At 72.7% G+C, this 21,378-nt stretch carries 20 protein-coding genes; 13 read left to right on the forward strand and 7 right to left on the reverse strand.

Features of this window, described 5'->3' with window-relative positions; genetic code table 11:
• Positions 1-8: 8 nt before the first annotated feature.
• Together IE317_RS09525 and IE317_RS09530 are read right to left on the reverse strand one after the other, a co-directional pair.
• Entirely contained in the window at positions 9-809 is an 801-nt protein-coding gene (locus IE317_RS09525; RefSeq protein WP_191308309.1) for an SDR family NAD(P)-dependent oxidoreductase, read from the reverse strand.
• A gap of 13 nt (positions 810-822) precedes the next feature.
• On the reverse strand, positions 823-1,521 hold the full coding sequence (locus IE317_RS09530) for an SDR family NAD(P)-dependent oxidoreductase (RefSeq protein WP_191308311.1): 699 nt from the start codon (positions 1,519-1,521) through the stop codon (positions 823-825).
• A 113-nt stretch (positions 1,522-1,634) separates the two neighbouring features.
• Here IE317_RS09530 and IE317_RS09535 point away from each other — a divergent pair, with 113 nt between their 5' ends.
• The 4 genes from IE317_RS09535 (at position 1,635) to IE317_RS09550 (ending at position 5,901) form a co-directional block, all read left to right on the forward strand.
• Positions 1,635-3,497 carry a primary-amine oxidase gene (locus IE317_RS09535; RefSeq protein WP_191308313.1) on the forward strand — a complete coding sequence of 621 codons (1,863 nt, stop codon included), beginning with the start codon at positions 1,635-1,637 and terminating at the stop codon, positions 3,495-3,497.
• Positions 3,498-3,504: 7 nt separating this feature from the next.
• Positions 3,505-3,642: a hypothetical protein gene (locus IE317_RS09540; protein WP_191308315.1), complete on the forward strand. Its 138-nt coding sequence runs from the start codon at positions 3,505-3,507 to the stop codon at positions 3,640-3,642.
• 2 nt (positions 3,643-3,644) lie between these two features.
• Positions 3,645-5,246, forward strand: coding sequence for an amidohydrolase (locus tag IE317_RS09545; RefSeq protein WP_191308317.1), 1,602 nt, complete (start codon positions 3,645-3,647; stop codon positions 5,244-5,246).
• A 67-nt stretch (positions 5,247-5,313) separates the two neighbouring features.
• Positions 5,314-5,901, forward strand: a complete 588-nt coding sequence (locus IE317_RS09550; RefSeq protein WP_191308319.1) for a TetR/AcrR family transcriptional regulator — start codon at positions 5,314-5,316, stop codon at positions 5,899-5,901.
• Between the two features lie 2 nt (positions 5,902-5,903).
• Here the strand turns inward: IE317_RS09550 and IE317_RS09555 are convergent, their stop codons facing one another.
• Both IE317_RS09555 and IE317_RS09560 read right to left on the reverse strand, forming a co-directional pair.
• Positions 5,904-6,827: an alpha/beta hydrolase gene (locus IE317_RS09555; protein WP_191308321.1), complete on the reverse strand. Its 924-nt coding sequence runs from the start codon at positions 6,825-6,827 to the stop codon at positions 5,904-5,906.
• Positions 6,824-7,798, reverse strand: coding sequence for a methyltransferase family protein (locus IE317_RS09560; protein ID WP_229902593.1), 975 nt, complete (start codon positions 7,796-7,798; stop codon positions 6,824-6,826). The genes IE317_RS09555 and IE317_RS09560 overlap by 4 nt, the downstream gene beginning before the upstream one ends.
• Positions 7,799-8,026: 228 nt before the next feature.
• Here IE317_RS09560 and IE317_RS09565 point away from each other — a divergent pair, with 228 nt between their 5' ends.
• From IE317_RS09565 to IE317_RS09585, 5 genes are read left to right on the forward strand one after another with little or no spacing between them, the layout of a single operon-like run.
• Positions 8,027-9,763: a dipeptide ABC transporter ATP-binding protein gene (locus IE317_RS09565; RefSeq protein WP_191308323.1), complete on the forward strand. Its 1,737-nt coding sequence runs from the start codon at positions 8,027-8,029 to the stop codon at positions 9,761-9,763.
• The gene (locus IE317_RS09570) at positions 9,760-11,337 is read left to right on the forward strand and encodes an ABC transporter substrate-binding protein (RefSeq protein ID WP_191308325.1); all 1,578 of its coding nucleotides are present in this window, start codon (positions 9,760-9,762) and stop codon (positions 11,335-11,337) included. The genes IE317_RS09565 and IE317_RS09570 overlap by 4 nt, the downstream gene beginning before the upstream one ends.
• Positions 11,334-12,278: an ABC transporter permease gene (locus IE317_RS09575; protein ID WP_191308327.1), complete on the forward strand. Its 945-nt coding sequence runs from the start codon at positions 11,334-11,336 to the stop codon at positions 12,276-12,278. Before IE317_RS09570 ends, IE317_RS09575 begins: the two co-directional genes overlap by 4 nt.
• Positions 12,275-13,180: an ABC transporter permease gene (locus IE317_RS09580; RefSeq protein ID WP_191308329.1), complete on the forward strand. Its 906-nt coding sequence runs from the start codon at positions 12,275-12,277 to the stop codon at positions 13,178-13,180. Before IE317_RS09575 ends, IE317_RS09580 begins: the two co-directional genes overlap by 4 nt.
• 12 nt (positions 13,181-13,192) lie before the next feature.
• A complete protein-coding gene (locus IE317_RS09585; protein ID WP_444859537.1) occupies positions 13,193-13,912 on the forward strand; it encodes an alpha/beta fold hydrolase in 720 nt (239 codons plus the stop codon).
• Positions 13,913-13,966: 54 nt separating this feature from the next.
• Here the strand turns inward: IE317_RS09585 and IE317_RS09590 are convergent, their stop codons facing one another.
• Positions 13,967-14,887 carry an aldo/keto reductase gene (locus IE317_RS09590; RefSeq protein WP_268246861.1) on the reverse strand — a complete coding sequence of 307 codons (921 nt, stop codon included), beginning with the start codon at positions 14,885-14,887 and terminating at the stop codon, positions 13,967-13,969.
• A gap of 45 nt (positions 14,888-14,932) precedes the next feature.
• On the opposite strand from IE317_RS09590, the gene IE317_RS09595 reads away from it, so the two are divergent.
• A complete protein-coding gene (locus IE317_RS09595; protein ID WP_191308331.1) occupies positions 14,933-15,667 on the forward strand; it encodes an SDR family NAD(P)-dependent oxidoreductase in 735 nt (244 codons plus the stop codon).
• Here the strand turns inward: IE317_RS09595 and IE317_RS09600 are convergent, their stop codons facing one another.
• Positions 15,668-16,990, reverse strand: a complete 1,323-nt coding sequence (locus tag IE317_RS09600; protein ID WP_229902594.1) for an amidohydrolase — start codon at positions 16,988-16,990, stop codon at positions 15,668-15,670.
• 23 nt (positions 16,991-17,013) lie between these two features.
• Here IE317_RS09600 and IE317_RS09605 point away from each other — a divergent pair, with 23 nt between their 5' ends.
• Genes IE317_RS09605 through IE317_RS09615 form a run of 3 tightly spaced genes read left to right on the forward strand, consistent with a single transcriptional unit; the run spans position 17,014 to position 19,905 of the window.
• Positions 17,014-18,117, forward strand: a complete 1,104-nt coding sequence (locus tag IE317_RS09605) for a zinc-binding dehydrogenase (protein WP_229902616.1) — start codon at positions 17,014-17,016, stop codon at positions 18,115-18,117.
• 10 nt (positions 18,118-18,127) lie between these two features.
• Positions 18,128-19,075, forward strand: a complete 948-nt coding sequence (locus tag IE317_RS09610; protein WP_191308335.1) for an aldo/keto reductase — start codon at positions 18,128-18,130, stop codon at positions 19,073-19,075.
• Positions 19,072-19,905, forward strand: a complete 834-nt coding sequence (locus IE317_RS09615) for an alpha/beta hydrolase (RefSeq protein ID WP_229902595.1) — start codon at positions 19,072-19,074, stop codon at positions 19,903-19,905. The genes IE317_RS09610 and IE317_RS09615 overlap by 4 nt, the downstream gene beginning before the upstream one ends.
• Here IE317_RS09615 and IE317_RS09620 read toward each other — a convergent pair.
• A complete protein-coding gene (locus IE317_RS09620; RefSeq protein ID WP_191308337.1) occupies positions 19,892-21,331 on the reverse strand; it encodes a GMC family oxidoreductase in 1,440 nt (479 codons plus the stop codon). The genes IE317_RS09615 and IE317_RS09620 overlap by 14 nt on opposite strands.
• Between the last annotated feature and the right edge of the window lie 47 nt (positions 21,332-21,378).

Below are 21,378 nucleotides of genomic sequence, written 5' to 3' on the forward strand. Positions count from 1 at the left end.
CCAGGGGGTCACATGCCCGCGCGCTCGAAGGCCAGGGTGGGCAGGTCCACGGCGTGAGCACCGCCGTCGGCGACGATGACCGCGCCGGTGATGTACGACGACTCCGCCGAGCCCAGGAACCGGACGATCGCCGCGATCTCCTCCGGCTCGGCGGGGCGGCGCAGCGGAACCTCGGCCGTCACGCGGCGGTAGCCCTCTTCGTGGCCGCCGGTGAAGCCCGCCGCCGCGGCGAACTGGGCCATCTCGCCGTCCGCCATCGGGGTGCGGACCCAGCCAGGGCACACCGCGTTAGCCCGCACCCCGCGCGGCCCGAAGTCGCGGGCGATCGAGCGGGTCAGGCCGATCAGCGCGTGCTTGGCGACCGTGTAGCCGGCGACGTTCGGCCCGGCGAACAGCCCGGCCAGCGACGACACCACGACCACCTGCCCGCCCGTCTCGACCAGCGACGGCAGCGCGGCCCGGCAGAACACGAACGCGCTGGAGAGGTTCGAGCGCAGGGCCAGTTCCCACTCGTCGTCGCCGGTGTCGACCACCGACGACAGGCCGTGGCCGCCGGCGTTGGCGACCACGACGTCCAGCCGTCCGTACGTGCCGATGATCTCGGCGACGGCGCTTTCGGCGTCCTCGCGCACGCTCGCGTCGCCGGTGATGACGTGCGCACCGGTTTCCGCGGCCACCTTCTCGAGGGGCTCGCGACGCCGTCCCAGCACGACCACGCGCGCGCCTTCGCCCGCGTACCGGCGGGCCACCGCCGCGCCGATGCCGGTGCCGCCGCCGGTGATCGCGACGACCTTGCCTGATGAGTCCACTATGGATCCTTTCCTATGCGGGGAACGCGGAACGCGCCGACATCCCGAAGTCGGCCAGCAGGGCCTGGCCGTTGACCGGCCGCGAAGCCGGGGACGCGAGGAACAGCACCTGCCGGGCGACATCGCCGGCCGCCTGCACCGGGAACGCCGGGTCGTCCAGCACCGCGCCGAGGTCGGCGCGCGCCATCGGCGTGTCCACCACCGACGGGCAGACGCAGTTGACCCGGATGCCCGGCACCTCGACGGCCAGCGCGCGGGTCATCGCGACCACCGCGCCCTTGGACGCGCAGTAGGGCACCATGCCCGGCGCCGCCGTGAACGCCGAGTCGCTGCCGAGCAGGACCACCGCGCCGCCGTCGGCCAGCCACGGCAGCGCGTGCTTGACCAGCAGGAACTGCCCGGTGACGTTGACCGCGAGCACCCGGGCGACGTCGTCGGCCGTGGTCGCGGACAGCGGGGTGCCGACCGGGCCGGAGATCCCGGCGCAGCCGACCACGGCGTCGAGGCCGCCGAAGCCGCGGGCTACGGCGTCGACGGCGGCGGCCAGCGCGGGTTCGTCGGTGACGTCCGCCTGGACGACGCCGGGACCGGCCCGGCGGTCGACGACGCCGACGCGCGCACCCTCGGCGCGGAACGCGTCGGCGCAGGCCAGGCCGATGCCGGACGCGCCGCCGGTCACCAGCACCGCCTTCCCGGCGAGTTCGGTTCGCATGCGCCCATCCTCACCGCGGGCGGCCGCCGGACGGTTGGCCGCGAGCGCAGCGTTGTTGTCCGGCGCCGCAAGGTCGATGGCGCGCACGGCGACCGGGGCCGAGACTCGTCAGGGTGAGCACGCCGCACCCCCTCGACCCGCTGACCGCCGCCGAGCTGTCCGCCGGCCGCGCGATCCTCGCCGCGGCCGGGCTGACCGGCGCCACGATCCGGGTCCCGCAGGTCCTGCCGGTCGAGCCCGCCAAGGCGGAGGTGCGCGCGGGCGGGGGCGACCGCCGGATCCGGTACACGCTCCTCGACACCGCCACCGGCCGCGCCGGCGAGGCCGTCGTCTCGGTGACCGGGGGCGAGCTGGTGTCCTGGGACGACTGGGCCGAGGCCGACGGGCAGCCGTCATACCTGTTCGAGGAGTACGCGCTGGCCGAGCGGCTGACGAAGGCGTCGGCGCAGTGGCAGGCCGCGATGACCCGGCGCGGCCTCGCCGACCGGATCGAACACGCCTTCTGCGCGCCGCTCGCGCCCGGCTACTTCGGGCGCGAAGACGAGACCGGCCGCGTCCTGCGTTCCCTGACCTTCCTGCGGGAAGACGCCGAAGACAGCCCCTGGGCGCACCCGGTCGAAGGCCTGGTCGTGCACCTGAACCTGACCGAGCAGCGCGTGCTGCGCGTCGAGGACGAGGGGGACGTCCCGGTGCCCGCCGAGAGCGGGCGGTACACCGGCGTCCCGGCGCGGACGACGCTCAAGCCGGTCGAGATCACCCAGCCCGCCGGGCCGAGCTTCACCGTCGAGGGCTCCGAGGTGAGCTGGGAGGGCTGGCGGCTGCGCGTCGGGTTCAACGCCCGCGAAGGGCTGACGCTGCACCAGGTGAGCTTCCAGGGCCGGCCGGTCCTGTACCGGGCCTCCGTCCCGGAGATGGTGGTCCCGTACGGGGACGTCGCGCCCGGCCGGTTCTGGATCAGCTACTTCGACGCCGGCGAGTACCAGTTCGGCAAGAACGGCAACGACCTGCGCCTGGGCTGCGACTGCGTCGGCGAAATCCACTACTTCCCGGCCTGGGTGGCCGACGACCGCGGCGAGCCGGTGGAGATCCCGCGCGCGGTCTGCCTGCACGAGGAGGACGACGGGATCCTCTGGAAGCACACCGACCTGGCCGGGCGGCCCGAGGTCCGGCGGTCGCGGCGGCTAGTGGTGTCGTCGATCTCCACCATCGGCAACTACGACTACGGCCACTACTGGTACTTCCACCTCGACGGCTCGATCGAGTTCGAGGCGAAGGCCACCGGCATCGTCTTCTGCGGCGCCGGGACACCGGGCGAAGACCAGCCGCACGCCACCGAGCTGGCACCCGGCCTGTTCGCACCGGTCCACCAGCACCTGTTCTGCGCGCGCCTCGACGTCGAGGTCGACGGCGACCGCACCAGCCTGCACGAAGTCGACGTCGAAGGCGTGCCGACCGGACCGCGCAACCCGTACGGCAACGCGTTCACCTGGAAGACCACACCGCTGCGGACCGAACGCGAGGCGATGCGCCGGGCCGACCCGGCCCGCGCCCGCGTCTGGGAGGTCCGCAGCGCGTCCCGGGTCAACCGGCTCGGCAAGCCGACCGCCTACCAGCTGGTGCCGCGGCCCTCGGCGACGCTGATGGCGCAGCCGGAGGCGACCGTGCACGCCCGCGCCACCTTCGCCACGCAGCACCTGTGGGCGACGCCGTACCGCGCGGACGAGCGGTTCCCGGCCGGCGAGCGCCCCAACGCCCATCCCGGCGGCGCGGGCCTGCCGGCGTGGACGGCCGCCGACCGCGACCTCGTCGACACCGACCTCGTGCTGTGGCACGTCTTCGGCCCGACCCACGTACCCCGTCCCGAGGACTGGCCGGTGATGCCGGTCGACCGCTCGGGGTTCCTGTTCCGGCCGGCCGGGTTCCTCGACCGCAACCCCGCGCTCGACCTCCCGGCCGGCGACCACTGCGCACACTGAGGACAAGATGACGCTCTCCGACACCTCGACCTGGCTGCCGCTCGACGACCTCGACCACCACGCTGTCCTCTTCGAACTCGACGCGACCGGTGAGCGACCGGCGCACTTCACCTTCGGTGCCGGGTTCGACCCGGCGGAGAGCTGACCATGGCCGCCGACTTGGTGTTGACGAACGCCGTCGTGTACACATTGGACAACGCGCGGCCGTGGGCGTCCTCGTTGGCCGTGAGCGGTGGCAAGGTCGTCGACGACGTCGCCGGCCCGGACACCGAGGTGCTCGACCTCGGTGGTGAGTTCGTCATGCCCGGGCTCGTCGACGTGCACAACCACCACGCGATGGCCGGGCGGGCGGAGCTGTTCGAACTCACCTTCGGCGCGGACGCCGGGATCGAGGACATCCTGGCCGCCGTCCGCGCGCGGGCCGCGTCGCTGGGCCCGGACGAATGGCTCACCGGGGGCGCCTGGGCGTCCACTTTGGTCGCGGAGCTGTCGGTTCCGGCGGCCCGGCGGGCACTGGACGAGGCCGCGGGCGGACGGCCGGTGTCGTTGTCGGACGACAGCCGGCACAACCGCTGGGTGAGCAGCCGGGCCCTGGAGCTGGCCGGGATCACCGCCGCGACGCCGGACCCGCCCGGCGGGGTCGTCGTCCGCGACGGCGGCGAGCCCAGCGGGCTGCTGCTGGAGGCCGCCGGGGTGCTGGTCGAGCGCGTGATCGCCGGGCTGACCCCGGAGCAGCACCGGCGGGCGTCCCGGCGGGCGATCGAGGTGCTGCACGGCTTCGGCGTCACCGCGTTCCAGGACGCCGGGGTCTCGACCGACATCCTGGGTGCGCTCCGCTCGCTGGATCTGGCCGGCGAGCTCGACGCCTGGGCGGTGTCGTCGCTGCTGGTCAACGACCCGATCTTCGGCTTCGACCCGATCGGGGCGCCCCTGCTGGAGCTCGCCGGCGAGTACCGCACCGAGCACCACCGGCCGGACTTCGTGAAGATCTTCCTCGACGGCGTGCCGCCGACCCGCACCGCGGCGTTCCTGGAGCCGTACCTGCCCGACGACACCCACGGCAGCTGCTTCCACGGCGCCACGACGATGCCCCCGGCCGAACTGACCGGCTGGCTCCTCACGGCGGCCGCCGCGGGTTTCTCGGCGAAGGTCCACTGCACGGGCGACGCGTCGGTGCGGCAGTTCCTGGACGCGGTCGAGGAGGTGCGCGCGGCGGGGTACGCCGACACGCGGTTCCAGGTGGCGCACGGGCAGTTCGTGCACCCGGACGACCTGCCGCGGTTCGCCGCGCTGGGCGTGGCGGCGGACATCTCGCCGTTCCTGTGGGTGCCGGGGGTCATCCCGGAAGCGATCGCGGAGGTGCTCCCGGCCGCCCGGGCGTCGCGGATGCAGCCGAACCGGACGTTGCTGGACACCGGCGCCCTGGTGGCCGGTGGCTCGGACTGGCCGGTGAGCGAGTCGCCGAACGCCTGGGAGGGCATCGCGGGCCTGGTGACGCGTGCGGACCCGCACGGCCGCCGCCCGGGGGCGCTCTGGCCGGAGCAGGCGATCACCCTGGCCGAGGCGATCGAGGTGTTCACCCTGGGCGGGGCACGGGCGTGCGGCCTGGGCGACGTGACGGGCGCGTTGACACCGGGGCGGTCGGCGGACTTCGTGGTCCTGGACCGCAATCCCTTCCGGACGGCGGAGGTCGCGGAGACGAAGGTCGTGGAGACGTGGTTCGCGGGGCGGCGCGTGTTCCGGCGCTGACCCCCGGCGCTGTCCGCGCGCACACTTTCTCCTACACTGGTAGAGAAACCAGTGCGGGAGGTGCCGGGTGCCCAAGATCATCGACCACGACCAGCGGCGCAGCGACATCGTCGACGTCACCTGGGACCTGATCGTGCGGGGCGGGATCGAAGCCGCCACCATGCGGGAGATCGCCGCCGCCGCCGGATTCGCCAATGGGGCGCTGAAGCTCTACTTCCCCAGCAAGGAAGACATCATCGCGGCCACCTACGAGCGGGCCCTCGACATGATGCGCCAGTACGTCGAGCTCGACGGCCTGCGGGGGCTCACCGCGCTGCGCGAGATCTGCGTTTCGTCCATGCCGATCGACGAAGAGCGGATCACCGCCGGGCGGGTGCTGCTCATCTTCTGGCAGATGTCGCTGGGCAACCGGACCATGCACGACAAGTACCTCGAGCACGTCCGCGAGTGGCGCGGGCTGCTGCACCGCTTCCTCGCCGAGGGCCGCGAAGACGGCGAAATCGTCACCGCGACCCCCGACGAGCAGATCGTCGACGAGATCGTCCTGCTCAACGCCGGCGCCAACGTGATGAGCCTGGTGGCGGGCGAGTTCTCCACGATCGACCTCCAGCACCGGCACCTGGAGTCCCTCCTGGACCGCCTCACCCGCCCCTGACCTCAGGCGAAGATCCCCCGCAGGTACGCGGCCACCTCGGCGTGCGACCGGGCGGACGCGGGCAAGCCGGTGTACAGGCCGTAGAAACCGTGGATCTGCCCGGCGTACCGGTGCAGGTCCACCGCCACCCCGGCCTCCGCCAGCCGGCGGGCGAACGCCTCCCCCTCGTCACGCAGGACGTCATACTCCGCCGTCAGCACCAGCGCCGGCGGCAGGCCCGTGAGGTCACCGGCCCGCGACGGCAGCACGTAGGGGTCGTCCAACGAAGGCGGGGCGTACTGGGCGAAGAAGAACCGCATCGCGTCGGCGGTCATGCCGTAACCCGTCGCGAAGTCCACATAGGACGCATGGCCGTCGTCGGGGTGGCCGAACACCGGGCAGATCAGCACCTGCGCCGCGATCGGCGGGCCGCCGCGGTCGCGGGCCATCAGGGAGACCACTGTGGACAGGTTGCCGCCGGCGCTCTCGCCGCCGACCGCGATCCGGGACGGCGAAACCGCCGGGCCCGCGCCGCCCGCCGCCAGCCATTCCAGCACCGCGTAGCAGTCCTCGGGCGCCGCCGGGTACGGGTCCTCCGGTGCGAGGCGGTACTCGACGGCCGCGACCGCGACCGACGCCGCCGCGCACACCGCGCGGGAGGCGACCTCGTTCTCGTCGATCGAGCCGATCGTCCAGCCACCGCCGTGGATCCACACGAACACCGGCACCGGGCCCGGCGCGTCCGGCAGGTACAGCCGGACGCGCAGGTCGCCGCCCGGGCCGGGCACGGACACCTCGGTCACCGAAGCCACCGGCGCCAGCGGGCCGGGCTCCGGCCGCGACGCCGCGAACGCCGCCCGCAGCTCGGCGGCCGTCATCGGGCGGGCGGGCGCGTCGGGGCTGCGGGCCAGCAGCTCCCGCACCGCGGGGTCGAGACCCATGCTCACACCGCCTCCGCGACGAGCACCCGCGGCGAACCCGGCAGCGTCAGCCGGTCCACCGGCCGCCACCCGGCCCCGGCCAGCCAGCCCCGGACGTCCCGCTCGGGGTACACGACCGTGCCGTCGATGACCAGGTACTCCCCCGCGTGCAGCGCGTCCAGCGCCCGCGGGGAGTCGTCCTCGTCCAGGAAGAAGTCCAGTAGCAGCAGCCGGGCACCCGGCGCAGCCGCGGCCCGCGCGTGCCGCAGGATGGCCCGGTTCTCGTCGACGGAGAACCGGTGGACCACGTGGTTGACCATGACGAGGTCGAACTCGCCCTCGGGTTCGGCGTCCGGGGTCGGTGCGCCGACGACGGTCGTCCGGCCGGCGAACTCCGCGACGGCCGCGGTGACCGAGTCCACCGACCGCGGGTCGTAGACGAAGGTCACCCGCAGGACGTCGTTCGCGTGGAGGGCCTGGAGCGCGAACTCGGCGGAAAGGCCGCCCAGGTCCAGGAGGTTCTTGTACCCGCCGAAGTCGAATTCGCGCGTCAGCATGCGCGCGTGCAGGGCGTTATACACCATGACCCCGCCGAGGAAGGTGGTCCAGCGGTCGCCTTCGAGATCGAGTTCGCCGGGCTCGCCGGTGTCGGTGGTGTGCGCGAACTGCAGCCAGTGCGGGTAGCTGATCGTCTCGAGGAAGGTCAGGAACGGCGCCAGGTCCAGACCTCCTCCGCCGAGGTACTCGGTGGTGTCGGGCGTGAGCGCGTAGCGACCGTCCACGCGGGACAGCAGGCCGCGCGCGGCGAGGGCGTCGCCGAGGATCCGGACGATCTTTTCCGGCTTGCCGGTGCGCTCGGCCAGTTCGGCCGGGCCGAGCGGGCCGGCCGCCAGCGCCGGGAACAGGCCGATCCGGTTGGCGGCGAAGAGCTGCTGGGCGGCCATGTAGCCGGTGGCGGTTTCCACGATCCGGTCGGGCGCGGCTGGGGTGGGCGTCACGTCGTCCTCCTTGTGTTCGACCCAGACACTCTACATGCGTAGATAAAAGAGTCCAGCGACGAATTTCCGCCGTGCAGCAACAAAAACCCGTGATGTTTCAACTTCCTACGTTCGTAGAATAAAACCATTGACACGGTCCCCGGCCAGTGTCAACATGCGTAGAACTACCCCTGCCGGTGCCCGGCAGTCCGGCCCGCCCGTCGCGGCGGGCGCGAGGAAGGGGAATCCATGACGCTGCTCGAAATCCGGGAGCTCACTGTCGGCCTCGTCGCCGACGACACCGAACGCGAACTCGTGCGGGAGCTCTCCCTCGATCTCGGGCAAGGGCGGACGCTCTGCGTGGTCGGCGAGTCCGGCAGCGGCAAGACCGTGACCGCCTTGTCGATCATCCGCCTGCTCGAATTCGTCGCCCCCGTGCGCACCCGCGGCGAAATCGCCTTCGACGGCGTGGACGTGACGAAGCTGCCCGCCGACGCGATGCGTGCCTACCGCGGGCCGCGGCTCGGCATGATCTTCCAGGAGGCCCTCGATTCGCTGAACCCGAGCCGCCGCGTCGGCTCGCAGCTGGCCGAGGCCTACCGCGAACCCGGGTCGCTGCCCGGCCAGGCGGCCCGCCGCGGCAGTCCGCTGCGCAAGCGGGCCGAGGCCAAGGCGAAGCGGCTGCTGACCGAGGTCGGGTTGACCGACACCGAGCGGATCCTGCGGCTGTACCCGCACCAGATGTCCGGCGGCATGCAGCAGCGCGTGATGATCGCGCTGGCCCTGATGGCCGATCCGGACCTGCTCATCGCCGACGAGCCGACGACCGCGCTCGACGTCACCACGCAGGCGGAGATCCTCACGCTGTTCGACCGCGTGCGCCGCGACCACGGCACCGCCTGCGTGTTCATCACCCACGACATGGGCGTCGCCGCGCAGGTCGCCGACCGGATCGCGGTGATGTACCGCGGCCGCCTGGTCGAGGTGGGTTCAAGCGACGAAGTCCTGACGCGGCCGAAGCACCCGTACACCCGGGCGCTGCTCGGCTGCGTGCCGCAGCTCGGCGTCGACCGCCGGGACGGGTTCCCCACCATTTCGCCCACCCTCCTCGAATCGGCCATGGCCGGCGAAGCGACCGAAGCCGTCGAAACCCGGCCGCTCAAGGCACGTCCGGCACGGAACCACGACGGGCCGTCGCTGAGCATCACCGCTGTGTCCAAAGTGTACGGACGAAAAGGACGCCGGGTAGAAGCGGTGCGGGACGTCTCCCTGGAGATCCCGCCCGGGGAGTTCTTCGGGCTGGTCGGCGAATCCGGCTCCGGCAAGTCGACCCTCGGCCGGCTGGTGAGCGCGCTGGAACCGCCGACGTCCGGCACGGTCGCCTTCGGCGCGCACGGGATCACCCCGGCCGGGCTCACCGGTGACGAGCGGGCGTTCCGCCGCCGCGTCCAGCTCATCTTCCAGGATCCGCAGAGCTCCCTGGACCCACGGCACACCGCCGCCCGGATCATCGCCGAGCCGCTCAAGGAGCTCACGTCGTTGCGCGGCGCCGAGCTGGACCGCCGGGTCGCCGACCTGATCGACGAGGTCGGGCTGCCGAAGGACACCGCGGGGAAGCTGCCGTCGCAGCTGTCCGGCGGGCAGCGGCAGCGCGTCTCCATCGCGCGGGCGATCGCCGCCGGGCCCGAATTGATCGTCGCCGACGAGCCGACGTCGGCCCTGGACGTCTCGGTGCAGGGCCAGGTGATGAACCTGCTGCTGGACCTGCGCCGCACCCGCACGCTCAGCCTGCTGTTCATCACCCACAACCTCAGCCTCGTGCTCTCGGTCGCCGACCGCGTCGGCGTCATGTACCGCGGCGAGCTGATCGAGACCGGCACCCCCGACGAGATCCGCCTCTCCCCGCGGCACGACTACACCCGGCGGCTGCTCGCCGCCAACCCCGACCTGCCCGCCCTCCCCCACACAGGATCGACGCGCCCATGAAGAGAACTCCCCTGCTCGCCGCCCTCGCCGCCGCGGCCACGCTGCTCGCCGGCTGCATGGGCAGCGCCGGAACAACCCCGGCCGCCGACGGGCCGCCGGTCCGCGGCGGCAACCTCACCGTCGCCGTCCCGACCGATCCGCAGTCGCTCGACATGGTCGCCAATCCCGGCCAGGTGACCGCGCAGATCGGCAACATGATGTACGAGAAGCTGTTCGAGGTCGACCGGCACTTCGTCGCCCGGCCGATGCTCGTCGACACCTACACGACCAGCCCGGACCGGCTCGCCTACACGTTCAAGCTGCGCCAGGACGTCACGTTCCAGGACGGCAACCCGCTGACCGCGAACGATGTCGTCGCGAGCCTGCAGCGCTGGCAGAAGAGCCACCGCACCGGGCAGCTCGTCACCCCGGACATCGCCGCCATCACCGCGCCCGACCAGGCGACGGTGGTCATCGGCCTCAAGCGGCCGCGCTACCCGCTCATCGACGAGCTGGCCGGTGCGGGCACCGAGATCTACGAGGCGAAGAACCTGGTGGGCCTGCCCGCCACCGGGTTCGGCCAGGACAAGGCCGTCGGCACCGGCCCGTACAAGCTGAAGAGCTGGGACATCGGCCAGCAGCTGGTGCTCCAGCGCTACGACGGCTACAAATCGCGATCCGAAGAGGACTGGGGCGGCCAGGCCGGCGCCAAGCACGCCTACCTCGACACGGTCACCTACAAGGTCGTCGGCGATCAGGACGCGCTGATCAACGGCCTGCAGACCGGCCAGTGGGACCACGCGATGCCGGCCAACGACCAGTACGAACAGCTCAAGGCCAACCCGAACCTGGTGGTGCACAACCTGCCCGGCGGCAACGAGAACGTCGTCATCCCGAACTTCAACCCCGGTTCGAAGTTCGCCGACCCCCGGGCCCGCCAGGCGCTGAACCTCCTGCTGGACAAGCCCGCCATCAACGCGGCGACCGGGGGCAGCAAGGACCTGACCATCGAAACGGGCGCGTTCGCCTCGCCGGACAACAAGGCGTCCTACTCGACGGCCGGTGAGTCGGTCTACCGGCAGTACGACCCGGCGCGCGCGAAGGAACTGCTCGCCGAGGCCGGGATCACGACCGGCGCGACGATCCACATCGTCACCACGAACTCCTACCCCGAGTTCGGCAAGTGGGCCGTGCTCATCCAGGACGCGCTCGGCAAGATCGGGCTGCAGACCAAGATCGACACCTTCGACTTCGCCACCATGCTCGGCACCCTCACCAAGGACCCGGGCGGCTGGGACATCACCACGCTGTTCTTCGACTCGTCGCTGACCTCGCCCGCCCAGATGCCGGCGCTCACCCTCGGCACGTTGAACGGCTCGTCGTCGCCGGAGCTCGACGGGCTGCTGGCCGAGTTCAACGCCTCGACCACACCCGAGCAGGCCAAGGCCGTCATCGACAAGCTCCAGGCGTTCACCTGGAAGCAGCTGTCGGTGATCACGCTGAGCCAGTCGAAGCTCTGGGCCGCCTACACCCCGCGGCTCAAGGGCTACGGCGACTTCTACCGGGTGTTCTGGAACTCCTGGCTGGCCGCATGACCGGGGTCCTGCTGCGCCGGCTGCGCGACCTGGCGATCATCCTGGTCATCGTCGGCACCATGATGTTCTTCGTCATCCGGCTGATCCCGGGCGACCCGGCCCAGGCCATCCTCGGCCCGACCGCGCGCCCGGCCGACGTCGCCGCGCTGCGCACGAGCCTGGGCCTCGACGGCTCGCTCTGGCAGCAGTACCTGAGCTGGGCCGGGCACGTGCTGCGCGGCGACTTCGGCACGTCGATCACCTACCACCGGCCGGTGCTCGACGTCGTCGCCGCGCACATCGTGCCGACGCTGACACTCGCCGTTCTCTCGACGGTGATCAGCTTCGGCCTCTCGGTGGCGATCACGGCGTGGCAGGCGGTGTCGCCGCGCAACCTCGTGGCCCGCGCGCTCGACCGGCTGTCCTCGCTCGGGATGGCGATGCCGGACTTCTGGATCTCGCTGGTGCTGGTGCTGGTGTTCTCGGTGACGCTGCGGTGGTTCCCCTCCAGCGGCTACCACGACCTGCTCACCGACCCGGTGGCCGCGGTGCCGGCTCTGGTGCTGCCGGTGACCGTGCTCGTCGTCGGGCAGACGGCGCTGTTCGTGCTCACCCTGCGCGAGAGCGTGCTCGGCGAGCTGCCGCTCGCCTACCTGCGGACCGCCCGCGTCAAGGGCCTGCCGGAGCGGCGGGTCATGCTCAAGCACGTTCTGCCGAACGCGCTGATGCCGCTGGTGACGCAGCTGGGCAGCAACTTCGCCATGCTCGTCGGCGGCATCGTGATCATCGAGTCGATCTTTGTGGTGCCCGGCCTCGGGCACCTGCTCATGGGGGCGGTGTCCACCCGCGACTTCCCGCTCATCCAGGGCGTGACGTTGTTCGTCGCGGTGCTGTTCGTGGTGGTCAACCTGCTGGTCGACCTCTCGTACGCGCTGCTCGACCCGAAGGTGCGTGTCGCATGAGCCTCGCCGTCGCCGAACCCGCCACCGCGGTGGACGCTCCCCCGCCGGGGCGCGCGGCCCGGGTGTTCCAGCGCAACCGGACCCTCGTCGTGTGCTCGGTCCTGCTCGGCCTGATCGTGCTGGCCGTGGTCGTGCTGCCGTTCTTCCTGCCGAGCGTCAGCGCGACCGATCCGGTGCACCGCCTGCTGCCGCCTTCGGGCGCGCATCCGCTCGGCACCGACTCGTTCGGCCGGGACGTGCTGGCCCGGCTGGTGTCCGGCGGCCGCGCGTCGCTGGGGTTGTCGGCGCTGATCACGGTGTGCGCGGCCTTCTCGGGGATGCTGATCGGCCTGGTGAGCGGCTTCTACCGGGCCGCCGACGCGGTGCTGATGCGGCTGATGGACGCGTGGATGTCGTTCCCGGCGATCATCCTGGCGATGGCGCTGGCCATCGCGCTGGGCGCGAGCATCTGGACCGAGCTGATCGCGTTGACGGTGATCTTCACGCCGTTCACCGCCCGGGTGATCCGCAGCCGCGTGCTCGGCATCGCCGGGCGGCAGTACATCGGTGCCGCCCGCGTGTCCGGGATGAGCCGCGGCAAGATCCTGCTGGTGCACGTGTTCCCCAACGTGCTGCCGCTGGCGCTGGTCCAGGTCGTCATCCTGGCCGCGGCCGCGATGCTCGTCGACGGCGCCATGAGCTTCCTCGGCCTCGGCATCGCCCCGCCCACCCCGACCTGGGGAAACATGATCGCCGAGGGCCGGTCGTACCTGGTCACCGCGCCGTGGCTGGTCGTCGTGCCCGGCGTGACGATCATGGCCTGCGTGCTCCTGCTCAACCTCATCGGCTCCGCGCTGCGCATCGCCGTCGACGCCCGTGCCCGGACGCTCGGCGAGCTGCAGCGCCTGCGCCGGGCTTCGTGAGAAAGGACCTCCTTGACGCTCACCTCCCTTGCCGTCCGCCGGTTCGCCCCGGACGGGCCGCCCGCCGGGCCGCCGGTGCTGCTGCTGCACGGTTTCGCCTCCGACGGGCCCACCGACTGGATCAGCACGGGCTGGCCGTCGGCGCTCACCGCCGCCGGTCGTCCGGTGCTGGTGCCCGACCTGCCCGGCCACGGCTCCAGTCCGGCGCTCGCCGACACGACTCCGAAGGCGATCGCCGAGGAACTCGCGGCCGCGGTGGGCCATGTGTCCGACGTGGACGTGGTCGGCTACTCGCTCGGGGCGCGGCTGGCGTGGGAACTGCCCGCGGTGCTGCCGGTCCGGCGGCTGGTGCTGGGCGGGCTCAGCCCGCACGAGCCGTTCGGCGCCGTCGACGTCGAAGCCGCCCTCGCCTTCGCCGCCGGCGGGCGGCTGCCCGCCGACCCGCTGACGGCGGCGATCGCCCGGATGATCACCGCGCCCGGCCGCGACCCGGCCGCCCTCGCCCGGTGCATCGAAGGGCTGCGGCGGGAGCCGTTCGCGCCGGAGGCGGGCGCCCTCACCGTGCCGACGCGGTTCGTCGCGGGCCGGGACGACCCGGTCAGCCAGGGCATCGAAACCCTCGTCCCCCTGGTGCCGGGCAGCGACCTCCTGACGGTCCCCGGCGACCACGGCGGCGCCCTGCGCGGCGCCCCCTTCCGCACCGCGGCCCTCGCCTTCCTCACCACCCCCTGACCGCCCTCGTGAGTGAGAAACAGTGTTCTGACACTGTTTCTCACTCACGAGGGTTCACCAGGAGCCGTCGGGGTTGACGGCGTGGTCGAGGCGGAGGTGGTCGAGGGCCGCGCGGATCTCGGGCCCGTGCTCGCGGGCCAGGAGGAGCGCGCCGAGGTTGTCGGTCAGCTGCTCCACGCGGCTCACTCCGAAGAGGACGTTCGCCACCGGTTCGTACGCCAGGCAAAAGGCCAGCGCGAGCTGGGCGCGGGTGGCGCCGAAGTCCGCCGCGACGCGGCCGACCTCCGCGGACGCGTCCACGATGGCCGACCGGATCCCGCCGACGTCCGCGCCGATCTTCCGGCTCGGGGACGCATTGCCCAGCAGCACTCCACCTTCGAAGACGTCGGAGGCCTGCAGCGCCAGCCGCCCGCTCGTGAAGTGCTCGCGGTAGGGCTCGCCTTCGGCCATCGAGCGGCGGGCGATCGAGTACTTCAGCTGGGCGAACTCCGGCCCCGGGAGACCTTCGCGATCCGCGAACTCCAGTGCCGCGTCCAGGTCCGCGGCGAGCCAGTTGTTGACGCCCCAGCCGCCGATCCGCCCGGCCCGGATTTGCTCCGCGACCTCGGTGACGACCCGCGGGACGTCCGGCCGCTCCCGGTAGTCGCCCACCACGACCAGGTCCGCGTACTCCGTGCCGATCCGGCCCAGCGACGTCCCGAGCTGCTCGGCGAAGCCGCTGCGCGGGTAGTCCCAGAGCCAGAGCTTGCCGCACAGCACGTAGTCCTCGCGCGCGATCCCGGCCTTCCGCACGGCCTCGCCGAAGAGGATGTCGGTGCGCGAGTTCTCCGCGTGCGGGCCGAAGTCGTAGTGGGCGACGTCGAACAGGGTCACGCCGGCGTCGACGGCCGCCCTGATCAGCCGGACGGCGTCGCCGGAGTCCATCCGGTCCCAGGTGTTCCACGAGCCGAGGCCGAAGGCCGATCTTCCGAGCACGGTTTTTCCTTTCGCCGCAGCACATCTTTCATCTACGATTGTAGAATGAAAACACGGGTTGTGGTGGTCACGGGCGGTGCGAGCGGAATCGGCCGCGGGGTCGCCGAAGGGTTCCTGGCCGCGGGTGACCGGGTGGTCGTGGCCGATGTGGACGCCCGGGCCGCGCACGACGCCGGTCGTGAGATCGGCGCCGAGCACGTCGAACTGGACATCGCGGACCCGGCGTCGGTCGAGGCCGCGGCCGCCCTGGTGGCGGACCGGTTCGGGCCGGTGGACGTGCTGGTCAACAACGCCGGGCTGGCCGGGGGCGGTGGTCCGCTGACCGGCCTGGACGTCGAGGTCTTCGACCGCTGCCTGCGGGTCAACTTCCGCGGCACGTTCCTGATGACCCGCGCGGTGGGCGCGCACATGGCCGCGGCGGGGACGCGCGGGGCGATCGTGAACATCTCCTCGATCGGCGCCCGGCAGCCGACGCCCGGGCTCGGCCACTACGAAGCCACCAAGGCGGCCGTCGACGCCCTGACCCGGTCCGCCGCCCTGGAGCTGGCTCCACACGGGATTCGCGTCAACGCGGTCGCACCCGGACCGGTGCTGACGCCGATGACGGCGGGGTTCGCCGCGGACCCCGCCGCCCGCGCGGCCTGGGAGGCCCGGATCCCGCTGGGCCGCATCGCCGCCGTCGGCGACGTCGTCCCGGCGGTGGTGTTCCTGGCCTCGCCCGCCGCCGGGCACATCACCGGGGTGAGCCTGGCGGTGGACGGCGGCCAGCTGCTCACCTGACTATCCCTTGTGGACGATCCGGCCGCCGGTCACGGTCAGCTCGACGGTGACCGACGGCAGGCCCGCCAGGGGGACACCCACCGGATCGGCACCGAGGACGCAGAAGTCGGCCACTTTTCCCGGTTCCAGGGACCCCTTCCACGCCGCGGATCCGTCCTGCGCCGCGGCTTCGGTCGTGTAGCAGCGAAGCAGCCTCGCGGTGAGCTCAGGCGTGACACCTCGCGCGCCCAGCAGCTCCCCCGCCGCCGCGAGGTGGACGCGCCAGTCGGGCGTGACGACCGGCGCGTCGCTGCTCAGCGTGAGCGGCACCCCGAGGTCGAGGATGTCCCGCAACGGCCACGCCTTCGCGGCGACGTCCTCGCCGAGCGCGGTGGCGACCATCGGCCGCATCGCGGTGGCGATGGCCGGTTGCGTGGTCAGCCCGACGCCCCGAGCGGCCATCCGCCGCAGCTGGGGCGGGGTGACGAGGTCGCCGTGCACGAGGTGGTCGCCGGCCCGCAGGTGCTCGAGGACGGCTTCGATGCTGCGTTCGCCGGTGGCGTGGACGCCGACCACGAGACCGGCTTCATGGGCCAGGGAAATCATCTTCGCCAGGTTGGCCGCGCGCCCGTCGTCGTCGGGACCGTCGACGAGCAGGGTTCCGCGCGTGCCGTCGGCGTAGCAGTGGTGGGTCCAGGCCGTGCGCATCGGCGGGATGCCGTCGGCGAAGATCTTGACGCCGGTGACGGCCAGCCATTCCGGGTCCGCCGTCGGCACCGGCGTGGCCAGGCCACGCTCGAAGTCCCCCAGCGAACTGGCGCCGTCGAGGAGACCGAACAGGCGCAGCACGGTGACCCGGGCCCGCAGCCGCCCTTCGCGGTGCAGGGCGGCGTACTCGTCGAGGACGTCCGCCGAGAAGCAGCCGGTCTCGCCCGGGCCGAGGCCGGGCTCGGTGTAGCTCGTGATGCCGAGCGCCGCACAGACGTCGCCGGCCCGCAGGATCGCGGCCCGTCGGTCTTCCGCGGTGACGATCGGGGTTTCCCCGTGCGGCACGCCGAGCAGCGGGTGCGGCCACCGGGCGCCGAGCCAGGTCGCGTGCAAGTGGGCGTCGTTGATGCCCGGCAGCACCGTGCGGCCGACGAGGTCCAGTACCTCGGTGTCCGGTCCGATGTGGCCGGTCAGGCCGCCTCCGGTCGCGGCGATCCGGCCGTCGCGCACCGCGAGACCGGTGACCGTGCCCGCGGGGCCGAAGGTGTGCACCACCCCGCCGTGGACCACCAGGTCCGCCGGTTGGATCCGTTGCGCCGTCATGGTTTCCTCCCGGCCCTGGACTTTTTCTTCCACGACTGTAGACTAAAAAGATGGCCCTGCCCACCCACACGGAGGCCGCCGTTCTCACCGGCCACCGCGCTCCCCTCGAACTGCGCGAGCTCCCGCTGCCCGAAGAGCCCGAGCCCGGTGCCGCGCTCGTGCGGCTCACCTGCACCACGTTGTGCGGCACCGACGTCCACCTGTGGTCGGGGCAGATGAGCCTGCCCGGCATGCTCCCGATGGTGCTGGGCCACGAGATGGTCGGCGAAGTCGTCGCCACCGGACCGGGTACCACCGACACCCTCGGCCGGGAGATCAAGCCGGGCGACCGCATCGGCTGGTCCGAGTCGACGTGCGGGAAGTGTTACGGCTGCGCGGTTCTGCGCGAGCCGGTCGCCTGCGAGCACCGCGGCTACGGCTTCCTCCAGCGCGCCGACCGGTTCCCGTACGCCACCGGCGGCCTGGCCCGCTACTGCTACGTGACGCCCGGCGCGGCGAAACTGCTGCTGCCCGGCGACGTCCCGGACACATGGGCGTCGATGTCCGGTTGCGCGGGCAAGACCGTGCTGCGCGCGGTCGCCCGGTCCGGCGGTATCCGTCCGAACGCGACAGTCGTGGTCCAGGGCGCGGGCGCGCTCGGCGTGTTCGCCACGGCGGTCGCCCGTCTCTGCGGCGCCGGGGTGGTGATCACCGTCGGCGGCCCGCAGTCGCGGCTGGCCGTGGCCGAACGGTTCGGCGCCACCGCGACCGTCTCCGTCGAGTCCACTCCGGACGAACGCATCGAGCGGGTGCGCGAGCTGACCGGCGGCCGCGGCGCCGACCACGTCTTCGACTTCGCGGGCGGCCCGACGATCGGCGAGGAGGCCGTCGCCTTCGCCGCCCAGCGCGGGACGGTCGCCCTCGTCGGATCGACCGGCCCGGTGCCCGTCCCGGTGCCGCTGGGCACGGTGATGGGCAAGGAACTGACGCTCGCCGGTTCCCTCAACGGCGACATCGCCGACTACCACCGTTCGGTCGGGTTCTTCCGCGCCTTCGCCGATCGGATGCCCTGGGACGAGCTGTTCAGCCCGCCGGTCGGGCTGGCCGGCGCGTCCGCCGCCGTCGAGTCGATGTCCCGGCTCGACGAGCTCAAAGCCGTCATCGACCCCCGACTGCCCTAGGAGGGTTCCCGTGCCCATCCCCCAGCGCCGCATCGGCCGCGACGGCCCGCGCACCGGCGTGCTGTCCCTCGGCTCGTGGCACACCTACGACCGGATGGACTTCCGCGAAGCCGTCTCACTGCTGCAGGCGGCCGTCGACGCCGGCATCACCCTCTTCGACGTCGGCGTCTACGGGCTGCCCGGCAGCCCGCCGGTGTTCACCGACGTCCTGTTCTCGGCCATGGTCCGGGCCGCGGGCCTGCGCCGGGAGGACTACCTGCTCTCGGCCAAGCTGTGGCTGGAGGGCTACCCGGAGCACAGCCTGCGCTCCCAGCTGGAGAACGCGTTCTTCCGCGCCGGTGTCACCCACGCCGACCTGGTGATCCTCGGCGACCTCCGGCGCGACGACACCGACCTGCACGCCCTCGTCACCGACCTCGCCGAGTTGCACGCCGCGGGGCTGATCGGGCAGTGGGGCGTCAACAACTGGTCGGCGTCGGCGATCAAGGCCGTGCACGGCTTCGCGGCCGCGGACGGTGTGCCCGGTCCGGCGATCGCCCAGCTGAAGTACAGCGTGGCGCGGCGGTCCATTCCGGACGGGGAGCCGTTCGCTTCGGTCTTCGACCTCGGGGTGTCGCTGCAGGCGTCCGACGTCTTCGAAGGCGGGGTACTGCTCGGGAAGGGCGGGCGCCAGGTCGGCCGCGACCCCGGTGGGGTGCGGCAGCGGATCGCGGACTCGGCGGCGGAGCTCGCGAAGGTGGCCGAGAACGTCGGGGCGACCCCGGCCCAGCTGTGCCTGGCGTTCACCCTCACGCACCCGGCGAACACGACGACGTTGTTCGGCGCCACGAGCGTGCGGCAGCTCGAGGACAACCTGAAGGCGGTCGCGCTGGCCGAGCGGGTGGGCGCGGCGGACCTGCGGACGCTGGTGGAACCGTTCTGGGCGGACCGGGACGCCGTCGATCCGGAGGGGCCGTGAACCTCTCCGCCGAGACGCTCCCCGCGATCCGCGCGTCCTTCCGCAACCCCACACCGCCGGAGGCCATCGGCGACCGGGACATCACCTGGTCGGACCACACGCTGGACGGCGGGGTCGTGGTCACGGTGCTGCAGCCACGGCACCCGCGGCCGGACGCCCCCGGCCTGTACAGCATCCACGGCGGCGGGATGGTGATGGACGACCGGTTCGCCGACCTGCCGCGGCTGGTGCCGTTGATCGAGGAGTTCGGGTTCGTCTGCGCCACGGTCGAGTACCGGCTCGCGCCCGAGCACCCGCACCCGGCGCCGCTCGAAGACTGCTACGCGGGCCTCGTGTGGTTCGCGTCGGCCTTCGGCTTCGAACGGCTCGTCGTCGGGGGCGGCAGCGCGGGCGGCGGGCTCAGCGCCGGGGTGGCGCTGCTGGCCCGCGACCGCGGCGGGCCGGCGCTGGCCGGGCAGCTGCTGCTGTGCCCGATGCTCGACGACCGGACGTCGGCCGACCTCCCGGACCTCGTGTGGACGAAGGAAGCCAACGACTTCGGCTGGCGCAGCCTGCTGAACGGGCAGGTTTCGCCGTACGCGGCCCCGGCGCGGATGGCGGACCTGAGCGGCCTGCCGCCGGCCTTCGTCGAGGTCGGCGGGGCGGAGCTGTTCCGCGACGAGGACGTGGCCTACGCCCAGCGGCTGGCCCGAGCGGGGGTTCCCACCGAGCTGCACGTCTGGGCGGAGGCGCACCACGGCTTCGACCGGTTCGATCCGGAGGCGGAGGTGACCCGCGCGGCGCTGGCCGCGCGGTCCTCCTGGCTGCGGCGGTTGCTCAGTTCCCGGTGAGGAACCGGGCGGCCTGCTCGCCGACCAGGACCGCCGGTGCGTTGGTGTTGCCCGTCGTCACGCGGGGCAGCACCGACGCGTCGGCGACCACCAGGCCGTCCAGGCCGTGCACGGCCAGCCGCGGGTCCACGACCGCGTCCGGGCCGGTGCCCATCCGGCAGGTGCCGACCTGGTGGTGGTACGTGATCGCCGTCCGGCGGACGTACTCGCGGACGTCGGTACCCGGCGCCGGGTACCGCGGCCGGGCGCCCCACTCCCCCGCCAGCGCCGGCGCGCGGCCGACCTCGAGGCACTGCTGCACCGACGCCACCAGGCTCTCGAAGTCCGCCGGTGCGGACAAGGCGGCGAGGTCGATCAGCAGTTCGTCGTCGGGCGAGGGCCCGGACAGCTTCACGCTGCCCCGGCTCTCCGGCGTGACCATGCCCGCCATCAGCGAGAACCCGGTGGGCGGCCCGGACATCCACGGCTCGTACATCGGCACGCTGAAGCAGATCGGCTGGGTGTCGGGCACCGCGAGGCCGTCCCGGCTGCGCCAGAACCAGTGCACCTGCGTCACCGGACGGCCCGGCGCGGGCACGACCTCGCGGGTGGTCGAGAAGATGACCGGCGAGAGCAGGTGATCGTGCAGGTTGCGCCCCACACCCGGCAGGTCCGCGACGACGTCGAGGCCGAGCGCGCGCAGCTCGTCCGCCGGGCCGACGCCGCTGCGGAGCAGGATCGCGGGCGAGGCCAGCGCCCCCGCGGCGAGGACCACCAGATCCGCGGAGAGCTCCTGCAGCACACCGCCGAGCGACACGACGACACCGGTCACGCGGGAGCCGGAGAACCGCAGCCGGTGCACCAGCGCTCCCGTGTGGACGGTCATCCGCGCGGCCACCGGCGAACCGTAGGCGTGCCAGGTGTTGAACCGCCGCCCGCCGCGCAGGGTGATCCGCTCGACGGACACGCCGTCCAGGGTTCCGCTGTTGCAGTCCGGGTTCAGCGGCAGCCCGGCCGCGACACAGGCGTCCACTATGGACTGCTGGACCGGGTGCAGCGGCTCGTTCGGGACGACCTCCAGGAGGTCCTTCTCGATCCGCGCGAACATCGGCTCGACGTCGGCCCAGGTCCAGCCGGGCAGGCCCCAGCCGTCGTAATCGGCCGGGGCGCCGCGGACCCAGATCATCGCGTTGAGGGCGTGCGACCCGCCGAGCACCCGGCCGCGCGGCAGGTGCAGCCGCCGTCCGGCGGCGTGCTCCTGCGGAACCGTGTACAGGTCCCAGTCTTCGGGACCGTGCCACAGCTCCCCGGCCCGGGCCGGGTCGTGGATGGCCGGGTTGACGTCCTCGCCCCCGGCCTCCAGCAGCGTCACCGCCGCGCCCGCGTCCACCAGCCGCCGCGCCACCACCGAACCGGCCGAGCCGGCGCCCACCACGATCACGTCCATGCGGCCCAGCGTGGCGCGCGGCCCGGAACCCGCGCGGGATCCCTTCG

Source organism: Amycolatopsis bullii, from assembly GCF_014654205.1.
GTDB lineage: Bacteria > Actinomycetota > Actinomycetes > Mycobacteriales > Pseudonocardiaceae > Amycolatopsis > Amycolatopsis plumensis.